Annotated in this window: 17 protein-coding genes; 10 read left to right on the top strand and 7 right to left on the bottom strand. The window is 62.1% G+C overall.

Going from position 1 to position 18,376, the window contains the following annotated elements:
• Positions 1-10: 10 nt before the first annotated feature.
• From V3391_RS14335 to V3391_RS14325, 3 genes are read left to right on the top strand one after another with little or no spacing between them, the layout of a single operon-like run.
• The gene (locus tag V3391_RS14335; protein WP_332079125.1) at positions 11-685 is read left to right on the top strand and encodes a response regulator transcription factor; all 675 of its coding nucleotides are present in this window, start codon (positions 11-13) and stop codon (positions 683-685) included.
• Positions 686-702: 17 nt separating this feature from the next.
• Positions 703-2,088, top strand: a complete 1,386-nt coding sequence (locus tag V3391_RS14330; RefSeq protein WP_332079688.1) for an ATP-binding protein — start codon at positions 703-705, stop codon at positions 2,086-2,088.
• A gap of 58 nt (positions 2,089-2,146) precedes the next feature.
• Complete coding sequence (locus tag V3391_RS14325; protein ID WP_425497265.1) at positions 2,147-2,857, top strand: VIT1/CCC1 transporter family protein; 711 nt, start codon at positions 2,147-2,149, stop codon at positions 2,855-2,857.
• Between the two features lie 216 nt (positions 2,858-3,073).
• Here the strand turns inward: V3391_RS14325 and arsH are convergent, their stop codons facing one another.
• A complete protein-coding gene (gene arsH / locus V3391_RS14320; RefSeq protein ID WP_332079124.1) occupies positions 3,074-3,787 on the bottom strand; it encodes an arsenical resistance protein ArsH in 714 nt (237 codons plus the stop codon).
• A 44-nt stretch (positions 3,788-3,831) separates the two neighbouring features.
• Here arsH and V3391_RS14315 point away from each other — a divergent pair, with 44 nt between their 5' ends.
• From V3391_RS14315 to arsB, 3 genes are read left to right on the top strand one after another with little or no spacing between them, the layout of a single operon-like run.
• Positions 3,832-4,155, top strand: coding sequence for an ArsR/SmtB family transcription factor (locus V3391_RS14315; protein WP_332079123.1), 324 nt, complete (start codon positions 3,832-3,834; stop codon positions 4,153-4,155).
• A 36-nt stretch (positions 4,156-4,191) separates the two neighbouring features.
• A complete protein-coding gene (locus tag V3391_RS14310; RefSeq protein WP_332079122.1) occupies positions 4,192-4,683 on the top strand; it encodes an arsenate reductase ArsC in 492 nt (163 codons plus the stop codon).
• Entirely contained in the window at positions 4,680-5,753 is a 1,074-nt protein-coding gene (gene arsB, locus V3391_RS14305; RefSeq protein ID WP_332079121.1) for an ACR3 family arsenite efflux transporter, read from the top strand. The genes V3391_RS14310 and arsB overlap by 4 nt, the downstream gene beginning before the upstream one ends.
• An 8-nt stretch (positions 5,754-5,761) precedes the next feature.
• Here arsB and V3391_RS14300 read toward each other — a convergent pair whose 3' ends face one another.
• Positions 5,762-5,938, bottom strand: coding sequence for a hypothetical protein (locus tag V3391_RS14300; RefSeq protein ID WP_332079120.1), 177 nt, complete (start codon positions 5,936-5,938; stop codon positions 5,762-5,764).
• Positions 5,939-6,287: 349 nt separating this feature from the next.
• On the opposite strand from V3391_RS14300, the gene V3391_RS14295 reads away from it, so the two are divergent.
• Both V3391_RS14295 and V3391_RS14290 read left to right on the top strand, forming a co-directional pair.
• On the top strand, positions 6,288-6,548 hold the full coding sequence (locus tag V3391_RS14295; protein ID WP_332079119.1) for a hypothetical protein: 261 nt from the start codon (positions 6,288-6,290) through the stop codon (positions 6,546-6,548).
• Between the two features lie 488 nt (positions 6,549-7,036).
• Positions 7,037-8,344 (top strand): putative bifunctional diguanylate cyclase/phosphodiesterase, encoded by a 1,308-nt coding sequence (locus tag V3391_RS14290; RefSeq protein ID WP_332079118.1) that lies wholly within the window; start codon positions 7,037-7,039, stop codon positions 8,342-8,344.
• 169 nt (positions 8,345-8,513) lie between these two features.
• Here the strand turns inward: V3391_RS14290 and V3391_RS14285 are convergent, their stop codons facing one another.
• From V3391_RS14285 to V3391_RS14275, 3 genes are all read right to left on the bottom strand, one after another.
• Positions 8,514-8,834, bottom strand: coding sequence for a hypothetical protein (locus V3391_RS14285; protein ID WP_332079117.1), 321 nt, complete (start codon positions 8,832-8,834; stop codon positions 8,514-8,516).
• 592 nt (positions 8,835-9,426) lie between these two features.
• Positions 9,427-9,723, bottom strand: coding sequence for a hypothetical protein (locus V3391_RS14280; protein WP_332079116.1), 297 nt, complete (start codon positions 9,721-9,723; stop codon positions 9,427-9,429).
• Between the two features lie 319 nt (positions 9,724-10,042).
• Complete coding sequence (locus tag V3391_RS14275; RefSeq protein WP_332079115.1) at positions 10,043-11,401, bottom strand: serine hydrolase domain-containing protein; 1,359 nt, start codon at positions 11,399-11,401, stop codon at positions 10,043-10,045.
• Between the two features lie 579 nt (positions 11,402-11,980).
• Between V3391_RS14275 and V3391_RS14270 the strand changes: the two genes are divergently transcribed.
• A complete protein-coding gene (locus V3391_RS14270) occupies positions 11,981-12,412 on the top strand; it encodes a DUF4189 domain-containing protein (protein ID WP_332079114.1) in 432 nt (143 codons plus the stop codon).
• A gap of 162 nt (positions 12,413-12,574) precedes the next feature.
• On the opposite strand, the gene V3391_RS14265 is transcribed toward V3391_RS14270, so the two are convergent.
• Entirely contained in the window at positions 12,575-12,775 is a 201-nt protein-coding gene (locus V3391_RS14265; protein WP_332079113.1) for a hypothetical protein, read from the bottom strand.
• A gap of 268 nt (positions 12,776-13,043) precedes the next feature.
• Between V3391_RS14265 and V3391_RS14260 the strand changes: the two genes are divergently transcribed.
• Positions 13,044-15,524, top strand: coding sequence for a hypothetical protein (locus tag V3391_RS14260; RefSeq protein ID WP_332079112.1), 2,481 nt, complete (start codon positions 13,044-13,046; stop codon positions 15,522-15,524).
• A 97-nt stretch (positions 15,525-15,621) separates the two neighbouring features.
• Here V3391_RS14260 and aceE read toward each other — a convergent pair whose 3' ends face one another.
• Positions 15,622-18,312 (bottom strand): pyruvate dehydrogenase (acetyl-transferring), homodimeric type, encoded by a 2,691-nt coding sequence (gene aceE / locus V3391_RS14255; protein WP_332079110.1) that lies wholly within the window; start codon positions 18,310-18,312, stop codon positions 15,622-15,624.
• Between the last annotated feature and the right edge of the window lie 64 nt (positions 18,313-18,376).

The raw sequence follows: 18,376 nt of genomic DNA, 5'->3' as shown, positions 1-18,376 counted from the left end.
ACTGCGGTCCATGCGCATCCTGCTGGTCGAAGACGATCCATCGCTCGGTGAAGGGCTGCGCACCGCACTCCGGCGCGCAGCCTATGCGGTCGACTGGCTCAAGGACGGCAACAGTGCGCTCGCCGCCATCAAGACCGGCGGGATCGATCTGGTGGTGCTGGATCTCGGCCTGCCGCGCAAGGACGGTCTCGACGTGATCCGCGACGCGCGACGAGCCGGCGCGACGGTGCCGATTCTCGTGCTGAGTGCGCGCGAACGCGCCGCGGAACGCATGCTCGGTCTCGACCTCGGTGCGGACGACTACGTCGGCAAGCCTTTCGACAACGGCGAACTGCTGGCGCGCGTACGCGCATTGCTCCGTCGCAGCAGTGGACAGGCCAGTCCGACCTTGACCTTCGCGGGCCTCGCACTCGATCCGGCTTCGCTGACGGTGACCTGGCAGGGCCGCGTCATCGACCTGCCGCGTCGCGAGGTCGCGCTCCTGCGGCTGCTGATGGAACACCCGGGCCGGATCGTGTCGCGCGAGACCGCGCAGCAGCGCCTCTACGGCTGGGACGAAGACGTCGCCAGCAACGCGGTCGACGTGCACGTGCATTACCTGCGCAAGCGTCTGCACCCGGGCCTGATCCGCACCGTCCGCGGCGTCGGCTACGCCCTGGACGATCCATCGGCGGATACCGCATGAAGTCGATCCGCCGCCTGCTGCTGTTCGGCATCATCGGCGTGATGTCGATCGTCATGCTGGTCGCCGGTGCTTTCAGCTATCGCGCCGGCCTGCAGGAAGCGGGCGAGATGTTCGATGCCAAGCTCGCGCACTCGTCCCGCGTGCTGATGAGCCTGGTCGATGCGCCGCTCGGCGATCTGGGCGAACACGGCGCGACCGGCGATCCGATGGTGATCGCGGTCTGGCAAGGCGCTGCGACCGGTGTCGGCGATGCGCTCGCGTTTCCCACCGGCCATGCCTACGAAACCAAGCTCGCGTTCCAGGTGCGCGATGCGGGCGGGCATCTGCTGCTGCGTTCCGACAGCGGGCCGGATACGCAACTCGCGCCGCTGTCGCCGGGCTTCGCGGATGTGGTGATCGAGGGCGCGCACTGGCGCACGTTCACCCTGCGGTCGCCTGGCGGATACTGGTACCAGTCGGGCGAGCTGGCGGACATCCGCGCCGAGCTGGCCGAGGACATCGCCGAGGGCACGCTGCTTCCGCTGCTCGTCGCGATCCCGCTGATGGCGCTGCTGGTGTGGGTGCTGGTCGGGTGGAGCCTGGGGGGCCTGCTGCGGGTCTCGGACGAGGTGGAAGCGCGCGCGGCCCACCATCTCGAGCCGCTCAAGCCGGGCAGCGTGCCGAGAGAAGTGCACGGACTGGTCGCGGCGATCAACCGGCTGCTCGCGCGCCTGGACGCGTCGTTCCAGCGCGAGCGCCGCTTTACGGCGGACGCGGCGCACGAGCTGCGCACGCCGATCGCCGCGCTCAAGGTGCACGCCGACAATCTCAGGTCGTCGACGGATTCGAACGAACGCGCGTCCAGTGAGCAGCAACTCGACCTCGCCGTACTGCGCATCGAACGCCTGGTCGAGCAACTGCTGCAGCTCAGCCGCGTCGAGCCGGACGCACGCGCGCAGGCCGCCCAGCGCGTCGATCTGTACGCACTCGCGCAAACGCATGTCGGAGAGCGCCGCACGCTCGATGCCGCACGCGCGCTCTCCATCCGTCTCGACGGCGAGTCCTGCGAAGTCGTCGGGGACGAAACCGCGCTGGACGCACTGGTGGGCAATCTCATCGACAACGCCTGCCGCTACACGCCGGCGGGCGGCAGCGTGCACGTGCGCGTGTCCTGTCAGGCGGATCGAACCCGCCTGCTGGTCGAGGACAGTGGCCCCGGCATTCCGGCGCATGCGCGCGAGCGCGTCTTCGACCGCTTCCATCGTGAACTCGGCACCGGTGTGGTGGGCAGCGGACTCGGACTTTCGATCGTGCGGCAGGTGCTCGACCAGCACGCCGGCAGCATCGTGCTCGACACCTCTCCGACGCTCGGCGGTCTTCTGGTGAAGGTCGAGCTGCCGTCCGCGTCTTCCGGCGCCTTGTAACGGGTGCGACGCTTCCAAGCATGCAGGCGTGCGCATCGAGTTTCGACGTGTCGCGCCCATGTCCAGTCAGGAGACCGCGATGCGTCATACGGAGCACCATCGCAACGAACGCTCCGGCTGGCTGCGCGCCGCTGTGCTGGGCGCCAATGACGGACTGATCTCGACGAGCGCATTGATGATGGGCGTCGCTGCGGCAGGCGCGACCTCCCAGAATGTCCTGCTGGCCGGTTTCTCCGGATTGGCAGCTGGCGCCTTGTCGATGGCCGCTGGCGAGTATGTGTCGGTCAGTTCGCAAGCCGACACCATGCGCGCGGACACGGCCCGGGAGCGGCAGGAGCTGCAGACGAAGCCGTCAGCCGAACTTGCAGAGCTGGCGGGCATCTACGAAGCCCGCGGCTTGCGTCGTGAACTGGCACTCGAAGTCGCCGCTGCCCTGACCGCCCACGACGCGCTTGAGGCACATCTGCGCGACGAGCTGGGCATTGTCGAATCGACACGCGTACAACCCGTACAGGCCGCGCTTTCCTCGGCAGCTTCGTTCTGCTTGGGCGCTTTCCCACCTTTGCTGATCGGCGGGCTCTGGCCGCGAGCGGCCTATCTGATTCCCGTTTCGACGCTCGCGCTACTCGCAGTTCTGGGTGGGCTCGCAGCGGGCATCGGGGGCGCGCCACCCTGGCGGGGGGCTTTTCGGGTCACGGTTTGGGGTGCAATCGCGATGTTGGCAACCCACTGGCTGGGCCGTGCGTTCGACGTATCCGGGCTTGGTTGAAATCCGTTTCCTGAAGTTCATGACGCGCAGTCGCCTGCGGATGAAGGCCGCCGCACTTGCCGGGTGCACAACGTTTCGAATGCATTTCCGGCCGATGCAGTCATGTGCTCTGACCGTTCCACGCAGAGCCACATGATCCGCATCACCGATGTTCGCGACTGACTGGAAGCAGGCGCACGCCCCAAGTTCATTGGATGCGAGCAGCCGCACTGCCCGCTAGCCGTTCGCGCCCGACGCCTCCGCCAGCCTTGCGGCCGTCAGGTCGCCTTTTCGTTCGCTGTATCGATCTGACAGATGCGGCTTTCGAGCGCGCACGAGCAGCGTGAATTTCACCAGCTCCTCCATGACGTCGACGACGCGGTCGTAGTACGGCGACGGCTTCATGCGCCCGGCCTCGTCGAACTCCTGCCAGGCCTTGGGCACCGAGGACTGGTTGGGGATGGTCACCATGCGCATCCAGCGGCCGAGCAGGCGCAACGCGTTGACCACGTTGAAGGACTGCGAGCCGCCGCAGACCTGCAGCACCGCCAGCGTGCGGCCCTGGGTGGGACGCACGCCGGCACTTTCCAGCGGCAGCCAGTCGATCTGGTTCTTGAACACCGCAGTCGGTGCGCCGTGGCGCTCCGGGCTCACCCAGACCTGGCCTTCGGACCACAGCGACAGTGCGCGCAGCGCCTCCACCTTGGGATGGGTGGCCGGCACCGAATCGAGCATCGGCAGGTCGTGTGGATCGAACAGCCGGGTGTCGGCGCCGAACAGTTCGAGCAGGCGCTGGGCCTCCAGCGCCAGCTTCCGGCTGTAGGACTCGGGGCGCAGCGAGCCGTAGAGGATCAGGATGCGCGGCGGGTGGCCATCGGCCGTCACGCCGAATGCGGCCAGGTCGATGGGCTTGAACGCGTCGGGATCGAGATTGGGCAGATCGTGTGCCATCGGGTGACTTGTGACCGTCATAAATGTTCGACTATTCTAGAAACATGGAACATAAAGCCGCAACTTCCGCACTCGCCGCCCTCGGCCAGGACACGCGCCTGTCGGTCTTCAGGCTGCTGGTGCGGGCCGGTCGCGCCGGCAAGCTGGCCGGCGACATCGCCGAGGCGCTGGCCCTGCCCGGCGCCACCCTGTCCTTCCACCTCAAGGCGCTGACCGCCGCCGGGCTGGTGAGCGGCAACCAGAGCGGCCGGACCATCCGCTACCGCGCCGATTTCGATGCAATGAACGCACTGGTCGGCTATCTCACCGAGAACTGCTGCGCCGACGACGCGGGCGACTGCGCACCGTCCGCTGCCTGCGGGTCCTGATCCATTCCGTTACGCCATCCACCCGAGAGCCGACCCATGACCCGACGCGTCCTGTTCCTGTGCACCGGCAACTCTGCCCGCAGCGTGCTGGCCGAAGCCACGCTCCGCGCCTGGGGCGTGGGCCGTTACGAGGCCTACAGCGCCGGCAGCCAGCCGGCCGGCCAAGTGAACCCGTTCGCCATCGCGCAGCTCGAGCGCGAGGGCTTTCCCACCGACAACCTGCGCAGCAAGTCCTGGGACGCGTTCTCGGCCGAGACCGCCGCGCCGATGGACCTGATCGTCACTGTCTGCGACAGCGCGGCCAACGAGAGCTGCCCGATCGTCCATGGCGACTTCGTGCGCGTGCACTGGGGCCTGTTCGATCCCGCCGCGGTGACCGGCAGCGATGCCGACAAGCGCGCCGCATTCGCGCAGGCGCACGCGATCATCCAGAAGCGCATGCGCGCGTTTCTCGATATCCGCGATGACGTCTGGGCCGACAAGGCCGCGGTCAAGGCGCTGCTCGAACCGATCGCCGACATCGGATGAGCACGCCCGCGCCTGCGCCCGCACCCGGTCGCCTGTCGTTCCTCGATCGCTGGCTCACGCTGTGGATCTTCGCGGCGATGGCGCTGGGCATCGCGCTCGGCACGCTGTTCGACGGCCTGCCGGCCGCGCTCGATGCGCTCAGCTGGGGCAGCACGAACGTGCCCATCGCGATCGGCCTGATCCTGATGATGTATCCACCTTTGGCCAAGGTGCGCTACGCCGAGCTGCCCAACGTCTTCCGCGACAAGCGCGTGCTCGCGTTGTCGCTGGTGCAGAACTGGCTGATCGGGCCGTTCCTGATGTTCGGGCTGGCAGTGCTGTTCCTGCGCGAACATCCGGACTACATGACCGGCCTGATCCTGATCGGCCTGGCGCGTTGCATCGCGATGGTGCTGGTGTGGAACCAGCTGGCCCGCGGCGACAACCAGTACGTCGCCGGGCTGGTCGCGTTCAATTCCGTGTTCCAGATCCTGTTCTTCAGTGTCTATGCCTGGTTCTTCCTCAGCTGGCTGCCGCCGGTGTTCGGGCTGGAAGGCAGCGTCGTCGACGTCAGCACCTGGACCATTGCGCAGGCGGTGCTGGTGTATCTGGGCATTCCGTTTCTTGCCGGCTATCTGACACGCCGCTGGCTGGTCCGGGCCAAGGGTGAGCGCTGGTACGAGACGCGCTTCCTGCCGAAGATCAGCCCGATCACGCTGGCCGCCCTGCTCTTCACCATCGTTGCGATGTTCAGCCTCAAGGGCGCCGACGTGGTGCGGATTCCGATGGACGTAGTGCGCATCGCGGTGCCGCTGACGCTCTACTTCCTGATCCAGTTCGGCATCAGTTTCTGGATGGGCAAGCTGATCGCCAAGGACTATCCACGCACGACGGCCATTGCGTTCACCGCCGCGGGCAACAACTTCGAGCTGGCGATCGCCGTTGCCATCGCCGCGTTCGGTCTGGCGTCACCGGTGGCGTTCGCAGCCGTGATCGGCCCCCTGGTGGAAGTGCCGGTGCTGATCCTGTTGGTGCACGTGGCACTGCGCCTGCGGGCCCGATCGACGGCGGCGGTTCCGCGCGAGGCCTGAAGGCGCACTCAGGGTGCGTCGGTCTCGCTCTGTTTCGCGTGCTGCGTCTTTTTCGCCTGCGCGTCCTTCTCGTCCTGCGCATCCTTCTTGGCTTGATCGTGATGCCATTTGATGGCGAAGAACATGCCCACGCCGAGCACGACCACCTTGAACACGATGAACACTATCGGGAACCAATCGTACATTTCGATGTCTTCCGGGCCGGCACGCGATACCACCGATCGTGAGGCGCATGCTCGCCTTCACGACACCGCTTCAGCAGCATCCAGGTGTGCGTGCCGTCGAGTGGCATCTTAGTCCTCTCACACGCCCCGCCCGCGCGACCGTTTGTCGCACCACCCAGCCTCGGACCTGCCAACGCCATCCGCGCAATGACGACCGGGACTGCGCTGTCGCGCATGGCCGCGATTGCGCAAGGTCCGCGGACCCTGCATCTCCGATCTCCGCACACCTGGCGTTCTCAGGTGCATCCGCGCTTCACGGCCCGCCCGTATCTCGCTGTCCAAGCCCGTGCTCACACATTGGAGAGTTGCGATGGCGCGCCCCGACAATGCACTCGCTTTCACCGTCACCGCCCAGCCCCGCCGCACGATGCACATCGTCGTTGCCGAACTGAAGGCGCATGTGCGACGGCAGAAAGCGATGGGGCGGCGCGAGCTGGCCTGGAGTGTCAACGTCGGCGGACTCGACGACGAGACGCTCGACGATGCCCTGGCCGCCATGGCACGTGCCGGCTGCAATGGCGCCTGGGAGCGTGAGTGTGGATTCGTCGCCCACTACACCCTGACCTGGTAACGCCGAGCGGGCTGGACGCTCTGCGAGCGCGTGGCCCATCGGCACGCGCCGATGGCTGCGTTTCGAACCAAGCGCCCGGGTGGCCGTCGCGCCGAGACGGGCGACGTGGGCCTGCTCACAGGCTGGCGGTCTTCCTGGAACGAGGCGCCGCTGTCGTTCCGGTGCGCCCGACGATTGCCGGCGAGCGCATGGCGGTCAGAGGATCCGCTGCGCACACAGCGACCCATCCGTGCCGAACGCTGTGACAGCGTTCGCAGTTGACGACGCTGGTCGCAAGTTGCGGCCCAAAGATGAATACGTAACCGGCATCATCCGGACCAGATCGGCGCCGCCCTCGACGCCGCGTCGGATGCGCCAGACCGCCCCCCCCCAGTTGACCTTGCTCAATCAGCCTTCTCACGGGAAGACGAATTGATGTAGCCACGTCGCGCCAGCGCTGAAAGAACGAGCAACACCATGATGGACATCAACGGCGCGGCCAGTACGGCATGCTGAAATTCCAGACCACCGCGCGTCGCGAGAAGGTGGCCGCCATCCTGACGATGACCGGCCTGGCGTGCATGTCGCTCGGGCTGGCATGGGCGCTGTGCTACTGGTACTTCGACCGCGCGGACCTCTCGGTCCTGTTCGTGGGCGTCATCGTCGTCGGCGTGATGGCACTGGCCCGCAGCAGGCGCAGCGACGGCAGATCGATCCTGTTCGTCGCCCACGGCATCCTGATCGCGACGTGCGCCATCTCGCTGATCGACGCGCCCATCGAATGGGTGCCCCGCTCGGCGCACATGTTCCTGCTCCCGCTCGCAGCGGGCGCGGCCTTCACCTTCGAAGCGCGCGAGCGCTACGGCTCGCTGATCTTCCCCTTGATCTGCCTGGCAGCGTTTGCCGCGTTCGCGGCCGGCGCACTGGATCCACTGGCGCCACAGATCTCGCCGCCACTCGAAGTGCGGGAGTGGGGTGCACGTTCGAACATCCTCGTGGCCATCGCACTGCTCGCGGCCATCTTCAGGATTTACCGCGCGGATGTCGGCAAGCGCCTGCAGCTCGAACGCGAACTGGGACGCGCCGTGCGCAACGGCGAAATCGAGGTGATGTACCAGCCGCAGGTGCGCGGCGACGGTGCGGTCACCGGCGTGGAAGCGCTGGCGCGCTGGCGGCACCCGTCGGGCACCCTGCTGTCCCCGGATGTCTTCATCCCGGTGGCCGAAGAAAGCACGCTGATCAGCGACATCGGCCTGGAGGTCCTGCGCCAGGCCTGCGACAAGCTCGAGGCGTGGTCCGGCGCGGCGCACACCCGGCATCTCCGCATCGCGGTCAACGTCAGCCCGATGCAGCTGATGGACGAACACTTCACGCCGTCCCTCACTGCCGTCATCCGCCAAGCGGGCATCGACCCGACCCTGCTGGAGCTGGAGCTCACCGAGTCCGCGCTGTCCACCAACACCGCAGCCATCGTCGACAAGATGCGCGCGATCGAGACGCTGGGCATCACGTGGGCGCTGGACGATTTCGGCACCGGCTATTCGTCCCTGGCCACGCTGCGCCAACTACCGGTGCGCAAGCTCAAGATCGATCGCCAGTTCGTGCAGGAAGCCGCCACCCAGGACAGCGCGCAGCGCCTGCTGGGCAAGATCATCGAGATTTCCCAGGTGATGCACATGAGCGCATTGGCCGAGGGCGTCGAAACGGTCGCCCAGCGCGACCTGCTGATCGGGATGGGCTGCGACCACTTCCAGGGTTATCTGTTCGCGCGGCCCATGTCGGAATCGATGCTGGACGAGTGGCTCACAAGACAGTGAAGGCAACGACCGGCAGCATCAGCCCCCAAAGTGGGGCAATCGGCAAAGTTAGCTGTTGGCGTTCGACAAATTAACGAGGGCGCCCAAACGGTTAGCGCGTTGGAAGCAGAAACGAGTGAACCCATACCCCGTCGAGCAGGTGAACTTGGAAACGTTATTCTGCTGAAATTTACAGCCCATTGTTGGCTTGTAAGATTCTTCGCTCCAGCTTCTTGTGGATCAACCATGAAATCACTGAGAACGCACCAAGAAGAAGGCTGCTCGGCAATATCAAACTGTAGAACGCATAACTTCTATCATCCAGAAAAACAGAAATCCCCTTGATCACCACCGGATTAATTTCACCGGTAGCAAAGTCCGATACTCGCTTTGCAGTAGCGAGATGAGAACGGTCGTATTCCATTCTCGCGGCCCCGACAACAACGGCCGCCGCTGCAAAAATGAGTGAGGCACCGTTACAAACGCGACTCCAAAGGTCCTTGTTGATCATGCAAATGCCGGCTCTCGATTCGTTAGATCGCACTCTATCCTGAGCTTCCCTTCTGGTCCTATTTTCCTGGAACTGACGTCAAGAATGACGCTGGCGCGATTGCTGACGCCGACCATAGTTTTGTCGTCGGCCCCATAGAACGACAGTGCGTTGCTGGTCACGGGTGCGCCACCGTGTCCCAGTGCAGGACCTCTGGCGAATCTGACGAGATGAAGCGCGCGGTGTTAGGGGGTTGCTTCTTTCAACAGCGGCAGCGAGATCAGCCTGCCGCCTCGTGTGCTTAGGCGAATCGCAGTTCGTCCTCGCCCGTCGTGATGCCGCAACTTCAGCTAGTTCTAGCCGCAGGAACACGCCGCGCCCACCACCTTGCCCTTCCACACATCACATCACGCCGGCGCAGACGCTTTACTCGCAGAGGAGTGGGATCGAGCGCAGAGTCGACGGACCACATCGATCTCTCGTAGGGGCAAAGGGTTGGCCCACCAGTTCATGGGCGCAGGTTCACTCGACGAGCCCTCCTAAGCTGAGACCAGAGCCTCTCACTTCGCGGAGCCTGCCTCGGACTTCTTTCTCGTCATACCGACCAACCCGCTTAGCGCAGAGAGAGGCTGATGATCATCAGCAACATGGCACCGAGGAAGCCGGCATACACAGCTGCGTAGAGCGCAAAGACCAACCGATCGACATGTCGCAGTTCTGGCGCGCTCAAACGAAGAAGTCGAAACGGCAGAAGATCAGAGAAGAAGAACTGTCTTGGCTTGCCTAGTTCATCGTAAAGATCCGCTCGCTTGAGCAAGAAGATGGATAGAAGCCTCAAAGCAATCATCGCACTGCCAAGTATCAGGACCGCGTTCGAGATGTCTTCAAAACTCGTTCCGATCCACCGCATCCTGTTTCGCCCTCCAAAGATGAAAGTGCAGGGATTCCGATGCTAACGCGACACCTGCTTAGCGATTTTCCTCGACCATAAGAGCGGCCTGGTCAGAATCCGCGATATGTTCACATGAGTTGCCAAACGTTTTTCCTCCTGACCGCTCGCCTTTCATTTTCACGCGCATGCGTTCTCATCGCTGCACTCGAACGCACGTGAACTCGACGCGCGGGGCGATGATGTCAAGCCGTCGGCGCTTATTTCGTCGGCCGCCCAGAGCGAAGACTCTTCACTGTAGCTCTAGCTGTAACGGCTCTTCATACTTCAAGCCCGCTTATCAATCTCCAACAGGTTCGTCGGCATCCGAAGGCGGCGACAGATGCCAATGCAGCCGCGTCAGCAGGCGGTCGCAGACCGGCGGATCGCGGTTGCTGAGGCAGACCATGGTCATGTCGTTGGTCGGATAGATCGACAGGGCGGCGCTGTTGCCGGGCGCGCCGCCGCCGTGGCCCCAGTGCGGGAACTCGGGTGGGCCTGACGAGATGAAGCCATAGCCGTACCAGTCGGTCTGCTGGCTGATGGCCTCTTGCAACAGCGGCAGCGGAATCAGCTTGCCGGCCTTGAGCGCTTCGACGAATCGCACTTCGTCATCGGCCGTCGTGACGCCGCCGCCAGCAGGTGTACCGCGCCATGGGAGTTGATCAGCGCTGGGTACCAGCGTGCCGTCGCCAGCCTGCGTATAGCCGCGTGCGACATCGTCCATTTCGTCCAGCGTCGGGTAGCGCGTGGCGGTCATGCCGGCGGGCGCGAAGATGTGTTCGGCCACGTAGTCGTAGTAGCTCTGTCCGCTGACCGCCTCGACCACTGCGCCGAGCAGCAGGAAGCCGTAGTTCGAGTACTCGAAGTCCGATCCCGGCGGGAACGCCGGTGCGCGGTCGCCGTTGAGCCTGATCAAATCGGCGATGGAGCGCACCCACGCGCGGTTCGCGGCTTCGTCCGGCTGCAGCACGCCGATGTCGCCGGTGCCGCCCTGATGCGCGAGCAACCGCCGGATGGTGACGGCCGCCATCGCCTGGTTGGGGTAGTCGGTCAGGTGTTTGCCGAGCGGATCGTCCAGACCGAGCTTTCCAGCCGCGACCAGCTGCAGCGCCGCCACGGCGGTGAACATCTTGCCTTGTGATGCGAACAGGAACGGCGTGTCCAGTTGCACCGGCGTGTCGTCTTCGCGGTTGCCGAGCCCGAAGGGCTTTGCGTAGAGACGCTGGCCGTTCTGCTCGATCACCAGCACGCCCGAGAAGCGATCCGCTGCCGCCAATTGTGTGGCGAAGGCGTCGAATGCTTCCAGCGCTTTCGCCTGCGGAATCTGCAGCGGTTCCTGCGTGATGTGTTCGAGACGCCCGGACGCTGCGTCCTCGACCTGCACGGTGATGCGTCGCTGGACAGGAAAGCTTCGCTCCAGCGTCAGCGCGACGAACTTCAAGGGCTCGCTGCGCTCGACCGCGACAACAGCCAAGCCGCCGGTCTCTTCGCGGCTGTCGAGCAGGTACTCGAAGTTGTGCTCCGGCTCGCCGAAGCGTCGTGCGTTGAACTCGGTCAGCGCAGCTCGATCGTTGCGGTTGAATGCGTCCAGCCACTCTTCGAAGGCTGCCTCGGCAGGCGGCTTGACCAGTACCGGCGTTGAGAGGCAAACCAGCAAAGCTAACGCTTTCAACGAGATCCGCATGGGCACCCTTGCTTGTCGGTCACCGGAGCGGCAAGTGTGTCGCCAATCGAGCCGAGAAGTGAATTCGGGATCCTAGCGTTCGGTTGGGAATGGTCTTACACCCGCTCTCATGTCCCACTGCGCCTCGCCTGTCGCAAGGAAACGTGCGTGAAAAGTGGCGAACCCAACGAGGAGTGCAGCCCACGCTTTCTGCGCCAACGGATAGTCGGGGTCTGCCTCTGGGAAATAAATCGTTAAAGGTAAGAACATCACTAGAAACTTGATCCAGACCCATGCGCGCATGCGCCGAAAGCTCTGATGCCCGAGATAAGGCTCCATCACACCAAGGGGCACAGTGGGAGTCCACGCCCAATAAAAGCCTGCCCCAAGCACGAACCCGCCGATCAGAACCCCTAGGGTCCCTGCATCCATCGCGCTCTCTCCGTGCAGCCTCAGCCGTAGCCCTCTCTCGCCGAGAGCTTACAGAACCTGTAAGTGAACCTGACCCCGTTACTCTATTCGCGCGGCTCTGTGATATGAAGATCTCTGGTCAGTTCGCAAGGAAGCATCGGGATGAAATTGAACGTCGTGTCTGCGGCTTTTTACATCGTGACGCTAATGGGCGCCGGGCCTGCTATCGCACAACAGCCGGGGTCGTCTGCTTATAACACCCAGGTTCTTCCCGCACATGGCCTAGGCGATACGAGACGCGGAATTCAGAGCTGGGGCGCGTACGCCATGGCGTCGAACTCCTTCTTAGGCCTGTCGAGCAATGCTCGAAGCGAGCGCGAAGCTCGAACAAACGCAATCAAGAATTGCGCCAGTCGTGGCGGCGTCGAATGCGAGATCGTGAGTGTCTACGCAAACGGATGCATCGCGATCGCCGTCAACGAAGACGCGGGATTCTATGCGACCGGCTCAGACCTTGAAGAAGTCAAGCGCAGAGCTCTGGATAACTGCGGTGAGGGATGCGAGATATTCCGAGACGAGTGTTCGCTTCCGTAGCGATGTATCGCTCGTATCTCGCAGGAAGTTACTCCTTCTCCAACGTCCAGCCGTTCAACGCCCCTGACTTATTCACATCAGTGGCTTAGCTCAGAAGGCGAAGTGGGAGAAGTAAACCTGACCCCGTTACTGGCTGGCGGATGATAAGTGAAGCTGGCCCCGTTAGCGCTGCAAGGCGCCTACCTCGTAAGCGGAAAGTGAACCTGACCCCGTTACTCTGAGCAAGTACTCGATGTTGTGCTCAGGCTCGCCGAATCGTCGTGCGTTGAACTCGGTCAGCGCGGCGCGATCATTGCGGTTGAATGCGTCGAGCCATTCGTCGAATGCCGTCACGGCAAGCGGCTTAGCCAAGACGGGCGTCACGAGGCATAGCAGTAGCGAGACCGCCTTCAACGATATCCGCATGAGTACTTCTTCCCTGCCGGCCAATCAGCAGCAAGTGTCGCCCTAACCGAGTCGATAAGTGAACCTGACCCCGTTATCCCCGTCGAATGCGGTCTCGGCAGGCGGTTTAGCCAAGACCGGCATTGTGAGGAACCACAGCAACGCCATTGAGCTCAACGAGACCCGCATAAGCACATCTTGGTGTCGACCACCGGAATGGCGAGTGTCGCCCCAATCGAGCTGATAAGTGAACCTTACCCTGTTTGTCGCTATATTACTCTGCAGCTACAAAAATCACGGAGGAAATGGAATGCCGGACAACAAGGGCAAGCGAGCGAGAACTTTCGATACATTCAGTCAAGCTAACAATCTTCTTGAAACCAAAAATCTCGAAGAAGCCCACTCATTAAGTTCTTTCTTTTCATCTTCCTTGAAATGCATAAACTACGAATCGGATCCCAGATGGGTTGAAGCGATCAGCCTAACCCTTGAGGGGAAAAATGCGAAGCTTGAGCTAGATGCTTACCCTGAAGCAACTGCGATGCAGGCTCTGTTCATCGATTTCTATCATTTAGATATCTACATAGACACTGAAAATTCGAATCTACCGCTTGTCTTTGAAATACTCAACGATGAGATAAAGTGCAGAAGAATAATATTGCCGAACAGGTTCGGGAGAGAGCTGTACGATAAGTATAATTCCAACTTGAGGCGGCACAGAGAAGATCATCTTTCGTATGAAGAAAGCCTGGAGCTCACCGGGACAACTGAAGCTGGCGTCTACCAAGTGGGCACACTCGTCTCAGGGCCATTCGGTTTACTGAGATCTCCAGTAAGGCGCCTTACACCGCCCTCGTTGTCTCTGCCGCTTTGGCATTGCTCTGATGTAGGTTGTCGCGTGCTACACCAGGTTCGATTGATCGACGATCAGTCGCCCTTGAGCAGGGCCATACGTACGCTACAGAACAAACAAGTCGAGAATCTAGGCCCTCACGCGGATTGGGGCGCGGCGCTCCGCAGCCTCGTTATTCCTGAAAGAGGTACGGATCCCTTTTCTTATACTGATCTTGGCCCAATGGTCGCAGATTCAATTCACGGTCAGGAGAGAGCCGTACTTGTTGCTCAAGCCCTCGCGAGTGACTGTGGCAAGCGACTAAGAACGGCGCTGAAGTCCGGACCGGCTGCAAGCTCTGAGCTACGTAGGTCACCGGAAGAGATTAGTGCCGCGCTTAGTCAAGGCCAGCTACTACAGCTCCTTCATCTGCTCTCAGACGACGAACTCGTAAGACTTATAGACGCTGCAGTTTTTCAGCAGTCAATTCGAATACCTTCCAATGAGGTAAGGAAATCAAAGAATATTCCGCGAGCTACGCGACATTCGTCTGAGCTTTCGTCTTTGGGAGTACGCTGCGTAGGCAAGAGCCCACTTGTAGACCTCTGCTCACTAATTTGGGAAGCGTATACCTGCAGCGAGAAAACAGCCGACTTAGAGTGGAATTTACGCGTCGCTGTTGGAGGCGCCTCCACGAGGAACGCCCTCCTGCTACACCTTTGCAAGATAGAGCCTAGCGACGCGGTTAGGGAGCTTGTACTTTCAAGTGGCGACGTATCACGCCACATCGCTAATGCTATCGGCTGCCCGATCGATCATGCGAATGATTCGGGCTTCATCGACAGAGTCCTTTGGAAGCTCGGATTCAATACACCGAGATATAGCCTCCCAATACAACATCTTCGCCAACGTTTAGATTTCTTCAGCCAAGAGATACTCGCAGTTGGAGCTTTGAAGCATGAGAGAGATAGAGAAAGAATCCGCAGCGCCGGCGTAAATCTATTTGTATCGGTAGAGACCTATCTTCAAGAGCTTATCCGATATAACGTCTGGGTTCTCTCGAGCGACCACTACCTAGGCACTCAGTTTGTTTATAACACTGATGAAGCGATGGAAGCAGTTGCGAATACACTGGGACCTACAGTGGCTTCTGGCTCGGTGACAGTGCACTGGAGCACTACAGGAGACAACACTCTGGGTACGCTTCTCGCCTACTTACAAGCGACGCTTAATTGGATGAAAGGCCTGCCAAGCTCAGATCGCTCCGCATTCTTAAGACACGAAAACGATCTCCCGCACTATTATTCAGACAAGTTTAGAGTCTTTCCATTCAAACATACTGAGCTCTGGGCTGACTCAGACTACAGTGCACTGCAAAGAATTTACGAGAATTTCAACAGCATCTCTGCAAAATTAATGCGCTCCAAACTGGCCGAGATTCGCAATGGATTAGACCACCAGAGAGATGAGTCCAGGTTCCCCAGCATTGATCTAATGCTTGCCTTCGTAGCACATTTCCGAGAAGCGATGGAGACGTCGGAAGCGCTTCTATTTTATCCGAAGGAGTTCTGGACGTATGGCACAGAAACCGACCGGTACGACAGGACAACTACTAAGCTCTATGACTATGCACGAAGGCAACATGTACTCTACGGCCCATCTGTTGTTTATGACGTACAGCGCTCACTCAGCCCGAAACATCCCATACTAATCGCGCCGGGAAGCCCACTCGGGTTCGCAAACTCTGAGATTACATTTCAGATTGCCAACCCAAGTATTCACTCCAAGTATTGGTCGAACTACCCGATTCGCCCACCCGGCCCGGATTCGGGTAATCCGAATATGAAAGAGGCTTCCGGGTCCACTAACCAGTTTCCCGACAGTACCGACCTGTGAGAAGAGTTTTTTTTTGCGCCCAGCTTCCGAAACTTGAACTATTTCCAACAAAAAAAGGGCGGCCAAATGGCCGCCCTTTTTACATCGATTCCCGGAATCACATCCCAACCGGATTCGCCTTCTCAGGATCGATCTTGTACAGCTTGATCGCCCGGGCGACGTCCTTGCCGGTCATCTTGCCGTCCTTCATCAGGCCCTCAATCGCCGCCTGGGCGATGTAGTACCGGTCCACTTCGAAGTGACGACGCAGGTTGGCGCGGGTGTCCGAGCGGCCAAAGCCGTCGGTGCCGAGCACGGTGTACGTGGCCGGGACGAAGGCGCGGATCTGGTCGGCGAACGCGCGGACGTAATCCGTTGCGGCGATGACCGGGCCCTGGCGGCCTTCGAGCAGCTGGGTGACATAAGCCTTGCGCGGGGTCTTGGCTTCGGGGTTGAAACGGTTCCAGCGCTCGACGTCCCAGCCGTCACGACGCAGCTCGGTGAAGCTGGGGCAGGACCAGATGTCGGCGGTGACGCCGAAGTCCTTGTCCAGCAGCTCGGCAGCGGCGATGGCTTCGCGCAGGATGGTGCCCGAGCCCAGCAGCTGCACGCGCAGCTCGCCCTTCTTGGCCTTGCCGGCATCCTTGAGCAGATACATGCCCTTGATGACGCCCTCGGCCGCGCCTTCGGGCAGCGCCGGGTGGCTGTAGTTCTCGTTCATCAGGGTGAGATAGAAGAACTCGTCTTCCTGCTGGTCGAGCATGCGCTGCATGCCGTAATGCAGGATCACCGCCACTTCGCCGGCGAAGGTGGGGTCGTAGGCGCGGCAGTTCGGGATGGCGCCGGCCAGCAGGTGGCTGTGGCCGTCTTCGTGCTGCAGGCCTTCGCCGTTGAGCGTGGTGCGGCCGGCGGTGGCGCCGAGCAGGAAGCCGCGGGCGCGCATGTCGGCGGCCTGCCAGGCGGAGTCGCCGATGCGCTGGAAGCCGAACATCGAGTAGTAGATGTAGAACGGCAGCATCGGCACGTCGTTGGTGCTGTAGCTCGTTGCCGCGGCCATCCAGCTGGAGAACGCGCCGGCTTCGGTGATGCCTTCTTCCAGCACCTGGCCGGCCGCGTCTTCGCGGTAGTACGAGAGCTGGTCACGGTCGACCGGCTTGTACTTCTGGCCCTGCGGGGCGTAGATGCCCAGCTGGCGGAACAGGCCTTCCATGCCGAAGGTGCGGGCTTCGTCGGCGACGATCGGCACCACGCGCGGGCCCACCTGCTTGTCGCGCAGGATGATGGACAGCGACTGCACGAACGCCATGGTGGTGCTGATCGAACGCTCGCCGGTGTCCTGCATCAGGCGGTCGAACACCTTGAGCTCCGGCGCCTTGAGCGTTTCGGTGCTCTTGCGGCGACGCTGCGGCAGGAAGCCGCCCAGCGCCTGGCGGCGCTCGAGCATGTACTGCACTTCCTCGGAATCCTTGCCCGGGTGATAGAACGGGATTTCGCCGTCCTTGAGCGCGGCATCCGACACCGGAATCTTGAAGCGGTCGCGGAAGGTGCGCACGGCTTCGTCGTCGAGCTTCTTGGTGTTGTGGGTCGGGTTGAGCGCTTCGCCGGCGCTGCCGAGGCCGTAGCCCTTGACCGTCTTGGCGAGGATGACCGTGGGCTGGCCCTTGGTGTCCATCGCGTTCTGGTAGGCGGCGAAGACCTTGTGCGGATCGTGGCCGCCGCGGTTGAGGCGCCAGATGTCGTCGTCGCTGAGGTTGGCGACGAGGTTCGCGGTTTCGTCGTACTTGCCGAAGAAGTTCTCGCGCGTGTAAGCGCCGCCGAACGCCTTGCAGTTCTGGTACTCGCCGTCGACGGTCTCCATCATCAGCTTCTTGAGCATGCCGTCCTTGTCCTTGGCAAGAAGCGGATCCCAGTAGCTGCCCCAGATGGTCTTGACCACGTTCCAGCCGGCGCCGCGGAAGCCGCCTTCCAGTTCCTGGATGATCTTGCCGTTGCCGCGCACCGGGCCGTCGAGGCGCTGCAGGTTGCAGTTGATGACGAAGACCAGGTTGTCGAGGCCCTCACGGCCGGCGACCGAGATCGCGCCGAGGCTTTCCGGCTCGTCCGTCTCGCCGTCGCCCATGAAGCACCACACCTTGCGGTCGGACTTGGGCATCAGGCCGCGGGCTTCGAGGTACTTCCAGTAGCGCGCCTGGTAGATGGCGGCGATCGGGCCCAGGCCCATCGAGACCGTGGGCACCTGCCAGTAATCGGGCATCAGCCAGGGATGCGGATAGGACGAGATGCCCTGGCCGTCGACTTCCATGCGGAAGTGGTCGAGCTGGGCTTCCGTGAAGCGGCCTTCGAGGAACGAGCGGGCGTAGATGCCCGGCGAGCTGTGGCCCTGCGTGGCGATGACGTCGCCCGGGTGATCGGCCGACGGCGCGCGGAAGAAGTGGTTGAAGCCGACGTCGTACAGCGTGGCGCTGGAGGCGAAGCTGGCGATGTGGCCGCCGAGGTCGCCCGGCTTGCGGTTGGCACGCACCACCATCGCCATCGCGTTCCAGCGGATGATGGAGCGGATGCGCCATTCCAGCTCGGAATTGCCCGGCATCTTCGGCTCGAGATGCGTGGGGATGGTGTTGACGTATTCGGTGGTCGGCGCGAACGGCAGATGCGCGCCGGCGCGGCGCGTCAGCTCGACCATGTTCTCGAGCAGCTGGTGCGCGCGTTCCGGGCCGCCGACGTCGATGACCGCTTTGAGCGACTCGACCCATTCGCGGGTTTCGGTCGGATCGGGGTCGTTCTGCAGGACGTCGTTCAGCCAGTTCATTCTGTGCTCCAGCGCGGCGCGCATGCCCGCGTCTCATGGGGGTCGTTCGGACCCTGAATTCTAA

It is taken from the genome of Luteimonas flava (assembly GCF_036584485.1).
GTDB lineage: Bacteria > Pseudomonadota > Gammaproteobacteria > Xanthomonadales > Xanthomonadaceae > Luteimonas > Luteimonas flava.
Note: the sequence above shows the minus strand (reverse complement) of the source record. Positions and strands in the feature narration are given on the sequence as shown.

Excerpts from the sequence above, each read along its gene's own strand:
- V3391_RS14335 (WP_332079125.1), top strand. The coding sequence starts at position 11 with ATGCGCATCCTGCTGGTCGAAGACGATCCATCGCTCGGTGAAGGGCTG.
- V3391_RS14325 (WP_425497265.1), top strand. The coding sequence starts at position 2,147 with ATGTCCAGTCAGGAGACCGCGATGCGTCATACGGAGCACCATCGCAAC.
- arsH (WP_332079124.1), bottom strand. The coding sequence starts at position 3,787 with ATGGCACACGATCTGCCCAATCTCGATCCCGACGCGTTCAAGCCCATC.
- V3391_RS14315 (WP_332079123.1), top strand. The coding sequence starts at position 3,832 with ATGGAACATAAAGCCGCAACTTCCGCACTCGCCGCCCTCGGCCAGGAC.
- V3391_RS14310 (WP_332079122.1), top strand. The coding sequence starts at position 4,192 with ATGACCCGACGCGTCCTGTTCCTGTGCACCGGCAACTCTGCCCGCAGC.
- arsB (WP_332079121.1), top strand. The coding sequence starts at position 4,680 with ATGAGCACGCCCGCGCCTGCGCCCGCACCCGGTCGCCTGTCGTTCCTC.
- V3391_RS14300 (WP_332079120.1), bottom strand. The coding sequence starts at position 5,938 with ATGTACGATTGGTTCCCGATAGTGTTCATCGTGTTCAAGGTGGTCGTG.
- V3391_RS14295 (WP_332079119.1), top strand. The coding sequence starts at position 6,288 with ATGGCGCGCCCCGACAATGCACTCGCTTTCACCGTCACCGCCCAGCCC.
- V3391_RS14290 (WP_332079118.1), top strand. The coding sequence starts at position 7,037 with ATGCTGAAATTCCAGACCACCGCGCGTCGCGAGAAGGTGGCCGCCATC.
- V3391_RS14285 (WP_332079117.1), bottom strand. The coding sequence starts at position 8,834 with ATGATCAACAAGGACCTTTGGAGTCGCGTTTGTAACGGTGCCTCACTC.
- V3391_RS14280 (WP_332079116.1), bottom strand. The coding sequence starts at position 9,723 with ATGCGGTGGATCGGAACGAGTTTTGAAGACATCTCGAACGCGGTCCTG.
- V3391_RS14270 (WP_332079114.1), top strand. The coding sequence starts at position 11,981 with ATGAAATTGAACGTCGTGTCTGCGGCTTTTTACATCGTGACGCTAATG.
- aceE (WP_332079110.1), bottom strand. The coding sequence starts at position 18,312 with ATGAACTGGCTGAACGACGTCCTGCAGAACGACCCCGATCCGACCGAA.